Origin of the sequence: Micrococcus sp. KRD096, assembly GCF_017168495.1 — a bacterium.
Classification (GTDB): Bacteria; Actinomycetota; Actinomycetes; order Actinomycetales; family Micrococcaceae; genus Micrococcus; species Micrococcus luteus.
The window spans coordinates 96,072-100,233 of record NZ_JABFAY010000004.1; the positions used below are offsets into that span (position 1 = coordinate 96,072).

Genomic DNA, 4,162 nt, shown 5'->3' on the forward strand with positions numbered 1-4,162 from the left:
TCCCCGAACAGGAGCAGCATGACCGACGCCCCCGAGACGGCCGCCCCGGACGCGCCCCCGCGGCTGATCGCCACACCGGCCGGTGGAGTCCCCCGGCTCACCGACACCCGCGCGGGCCTGGAGGCCTGCGCCGCGGCGCTCGCCGCGGGGACCGGGCCCGTCGCCGTCGACGCGGAGCGCGCCTCCGGGATCCGGTACGGCCAGCGGGCTATGCTCGTCCAGCTCAAGCGCGAGGGCGCCGGCATCTGGCTCGTCGATCCCGAAGCCCTCGACGGGCTGGCCCCGCTGCAGGAGGCCCTCGCGGGCGTCGAGTGGATCCTGCACGCGGCCAGCCAGGACCTGCCCTGCCTGGCCGAGCAGGGGCTGCGCCCCGATCGGCTGTTCGACACCGAGCTCGCGGCCCGGGTGTCCGGCCTGCCGCGCGTCGGCCTGGCCGCGGTCCTGGAGGAGCTGCTGGGGGTCACCCTCGCCAAGGAGCATTCGGCCGCCGACTGGTCGGTGCGTCCGCTGCCCGAGGCGATGCTCACCTACGCGGCGCTCGACGTCGAGCTGCTCGTCCCGCTGCGCGAGGCCCTGATCGCGCGCCTCGAGGCCGACGGCAAGCTCGCGTGGGCCGAGCAGGAGTTCGAGCACGTGCGCACGGCCCCGCCGCCCACGCCGAAGAAGGACCCCTGGCGCGGCACCTCGGGCTCCCAGACGCTGCGCCGCCCCGTGCAGCGCGCGGTCCTCAAGCGCCTGTGGGAGGCCCGCGAGGACCTCGCCCGCCACCGCGACGTCGCCCCCGGCCGGCTCATCCCGGACCGGTCGATCGTCGCCGCCGCGGCCGCCCAGCCGCGCACCGTCCCCGCCCTGCGCCAGACCTCCGGCTTCCACGGCCGCGCCGCGAGCCGCGAGGCCCCGCGCTGGATCGCCGCGATCCGGGCCGGCGTCGAGGACGCCGAGCGGGACGACGCCCCCGCGGCGCAGATCCGCACCGGGGACGGCCCGCCCCCACCCCGGGCCTGGAAGGACCGGGACCCGGTGGCGGACCGCCGCCTGCGCACGGCCAAGGCCCGCGTCGCCCGACGGGCCGAGCAGCTGGGGATGCCCACCGAGAACCTCCTCACCCCGGACACCCTTCGGCGGATCTGCTGGACCCCGCCGATCACCCCCGAGACCGTCGACGCGTTCCTGACGGAGCGGGGCGCGCGCCCGTGGCAGGTGGAGAACGTCGGCGCGATCGTCACGGTCGCGCTCCTCGACCCCGATCCCGCCGGCGCCTGAGCCCCCGACGCGGCCGGCCGGATCGGTCCGTCGCGTCGCGTCGACGCCGAGGCTACTCGCCGGTAGTGTGACCCGCATGACATCCGTTTCTCTTGCTTCCTTCGACCACCTGCCCGCCCTGGCCCCGGATGAGGTCGTCACCACCGTCACCGTGACCGACCACGCCCTGCCCGATGGCGCGGGCACGCTCGCGCTGCTCACGCTGGACAACGGGCAGGGACCCCGCCGGCCCGCCACCCTGGGCCCGGCCACGCTCCTCGGCCTCGGCCGGGTGCTCGACGAGCAGGCCGCCCGGGCCGCCGCGGGCGCGATCCAGGCCCTGGCCGTGACCGGTGTGGAGGGGACCTTCGCGGCCGGGGCGGACCTGTCCCTGATCGCGGGCCTCACCGACGACGTCGGCCGCGACCTGGCCCTGCTCGGCCACGCCGTCTACGACCGGCTCGCGGCCCTCGAGATCCCCACGGTCGCGCTCGTGAACGGCCTCGCCCTCGGCGGCGGCCTCGAGCTGGCCCTGGCCGCCGGACACCGCGTGGTGGCCGCCGATGCGAAGGGCTTCGGCCTGCCCGAGGTCCGGCTCGGCCTGATCCCCGGCTGGTCCGGCGTGTGGCGCGTGCCCCATCTGATCGGCCCGGAGGCCGCCGTCGACGTCGTGCTGAAGAACCCCCTCGACGACAACCGCATGCTCGACGCCCGCGCGGCGCACGGGCTCGGCCTGATGGACCGGATCGTGGAGGGGGACCTCCTCGACGCGGGCCTCGAGCTCGCCGCCGCCCTGGTCGCCGGGGACGAGTCCGTGGCGGCCGAACTGGCCGCCCACCGCGACCGCGACGTGTCCGACGCCGCCTGGGACCGCGCCCTGGCGGCGCTGGAGCGGCTGCAGGCCGCTCGCCCCGGACGCCACCTGCCGGCGCGCCGTCACCTGGAGGACCTGTTCACCGGCGCCCGCACGCGCACCCGCGCCGAGTCCGCCCAGGCCGAGGCGGACGCCCTCGGGACGCTGCTGCACTCCCCCGAGTTCCGGCGCACCGTGTACGCGTTCCTCGGCCTCGTCCAGGGCCGCGCCAAGCGCCCCGCCGGCGACCCGGGCCGCGAGCTCGCCCGCGAGGTCCGCAAGGTCGGCATCGTCGGTGCGGGCCTGATGGCCGGCCAGCTCGCCCTCGTCTTCGCCCGGCACCTGCGGGTGCCCGTCGTGATGACGGACATCGACGCCGAGCGTGTCGAGCGCGGCCTGGCGGGCGTGCGCGCGCAGGTCGAGAAGATGGTCTCCCGTGGACGGCTCTCCGCCGAGGACGGCGAGGCCCTGGCCGGGTTGATCACCGCGGACACGGACAAGGCGGTGTACGCGGACGCCGACATCGTCATCGAGGCCGTCTTCGAGGAGCTCGAGGTCAAGCGCACCGTCTTCCGCGAGCTCGAGGGCATCGTGCGTGAGGACGCCATCCTGATGACCAACACCTCGAGCCTGTCCGTGGCCGCCATGGCCGAGGTCCTCGAGCATCCCGAGCGCCTCGTGGGCTTCCACTTCTTCAACCCGGTGGCGGTCATGCCGCTCGTGGAGATCGTGCGGACCGAGGCGACGACGGACGAGGTCGTGGCCACCGCGTTCGAACTGACCCGCCGGCTCCGCAAGACCGGCGTGCTCGTCCACGACGCCACCGCGTTCGTGGTCAACCGCGTCCTGCTGCGCATGATGGGCGAGGTGCAGAACTCCTTCGACGAGGGCACCGACGCGCACGAGGCCGACCACGCGCTGGACCCGCTGGCCCTGCCGATGACGCCGTTCACCCTCCTGGCCATGGTCGGCATCCCCGTGGCCCAGCACGTGTCCGAGTCCCTCTCCGCGTCCTTCGGCGCGGAGCGCTTCCCGGTCTCGGCGAACCTGCAGCGCCTGATCGACGCCGGCAAGACCGCGATCTGGGCCAAGGACGTCCGCCCCGACCGGCGCGACGAGGAGGCCGCCGGCGCGACCGGCGAGCAGATCCCGGAGGCGACCGCGGCCCTGCTGGAGCAGGGCTCGACCCCGCAGACCTCCGAGGAGCTGCTGCGCCGGGTCGAGGACGCGCTGGCCGAGGAGATCGGCCTGCTCCTGGACGAGCGCGTCGTCGCGGCCCCCGAGGACGTGGACCTGTGCATGATCCTCGGCGCCAACTGGCCCCTGCACCTGGGCGGCATCACGCCGTACCTGGACGACTGCGGGGCCGCCGAGCGGGTGAACGGGCGGCGCTTCCACCCGGCCGCGCAGGCCTGACCGGCCCCGGCCGGGCCGTCCGCGACGGCCCGGCCCACGGCTCAGGCGATCGGCAGCCCGGCGAACGTCACCACGTGCGCGTCGAGCCCGGCGGTCGCCGCGGCCTGGTCGGCCACGGGGGTCGAGGCGGTGCCCCCGCCCCAGTCGGAGGCGACCACGGCGCCCTCGCGCACGAGGTGCGCCCCCAGCTCCACGCCGTCCGCGACGACGGCCACCCGCACGTCCGACCCGCCCGCGTCCGCCGGGCGCAGCTCGGCGCGGGGCACGCGCAGCCCGCCCTGCAGGGGCGAGGCCTCCTCGAGCCGGTCCACGGCGAGCGGGCCTTCGGCGGCCACCCGCGCGAGGAGGAGGTACTCCGCGTACGAGGGCAGCACCGCGGCGTCGATGCCGGCCCGCTCACGGTCGATGCGCACCCGCTGGGCTCCGGCGGAGTCCTCGTGGGTCGTCCATGCCCAGCCGTCCCCGTCGGGCGTGAAGCCGACCTGCGTCTGGGCGAGGTAGCGCTCGGGCAGTCCACCGCGGGCGGCGCGCTGGGCGGGCGTGGGGGCGAAGCCCATGCGGGTGGTCAGCACGCCGTCCTCCAGCACCCGGTGCAGGAAGCCGACGTGCACGTCGTCGAGGGTCACGGCCTCCCACCGCTCGAAGGGAGTG

Annotated in this window: 3 protein-coding genes; 2 read left to right on the plus strand and 1 reads right to left on the minus strand. The window is 76.1% G+C overall.

Annotated features, from left to right (window positions below; genetic code table 11):
* The first annotated feature begins 18 nt into the window (after positions 1-18).
* Together J1M41_RS02685 and J1M41_RS02690 are read left to right on the plus strand one after the other, a co-directional pair.
* Positions 19-1,263, plus strand: coding sequence for an HRDC domain-containing protein (locus J1M41_RS02685; protein ID WP_206451090.1), 1,245 nt, complete (start codon positions 19-21; stop codon positions 1,261-1,263).
* A gap of 76 nt (positions 1,264-1,339) precedes the next feature.
* Positions 1,340-3,511, plus strand: a complete 2,172-nt coding sequence (locus tag J1M41_RS02690; RefSeq protein WP_036317899.1) for a 3-hydroxyacyl-CoA dehydrogenase NAD-binding domain-containing protein — start codon at positions 1,340-1,342, stop codon at positions 3,509-3,511.
* A gap of 41 nt (positions 3,512-3,552) precedes the next feature.
* Here the strand turns inward: J1M41_RS02690 and J1M41_RS02695 are convergent.
* Positions 3,553-4,162: hypothetical protein (locus J1M41_RS02695; RefSeq protein WP_206451091.1), on the minus strand; the 610-nt coding region annotated here is incomplete at its 5' end.

Excerpts from the sequence above, each read along its gene's own strand:
- J1M41_RS02685 (WP_206451090.1), top strand. The coding sequence starts at position 19 with ATGACCGACGCCCCCGAGACGGCCGCCCCGGACGCGCCCCCGCGGCTG.
- J1M41_RS02690 (WP_036317899.1), top strand. The coding sequence starts at position 1,340 with ATGACATCCGTTTCTCTTGCTTCCTTCGACCACCTGCCCGCCCTGGCC.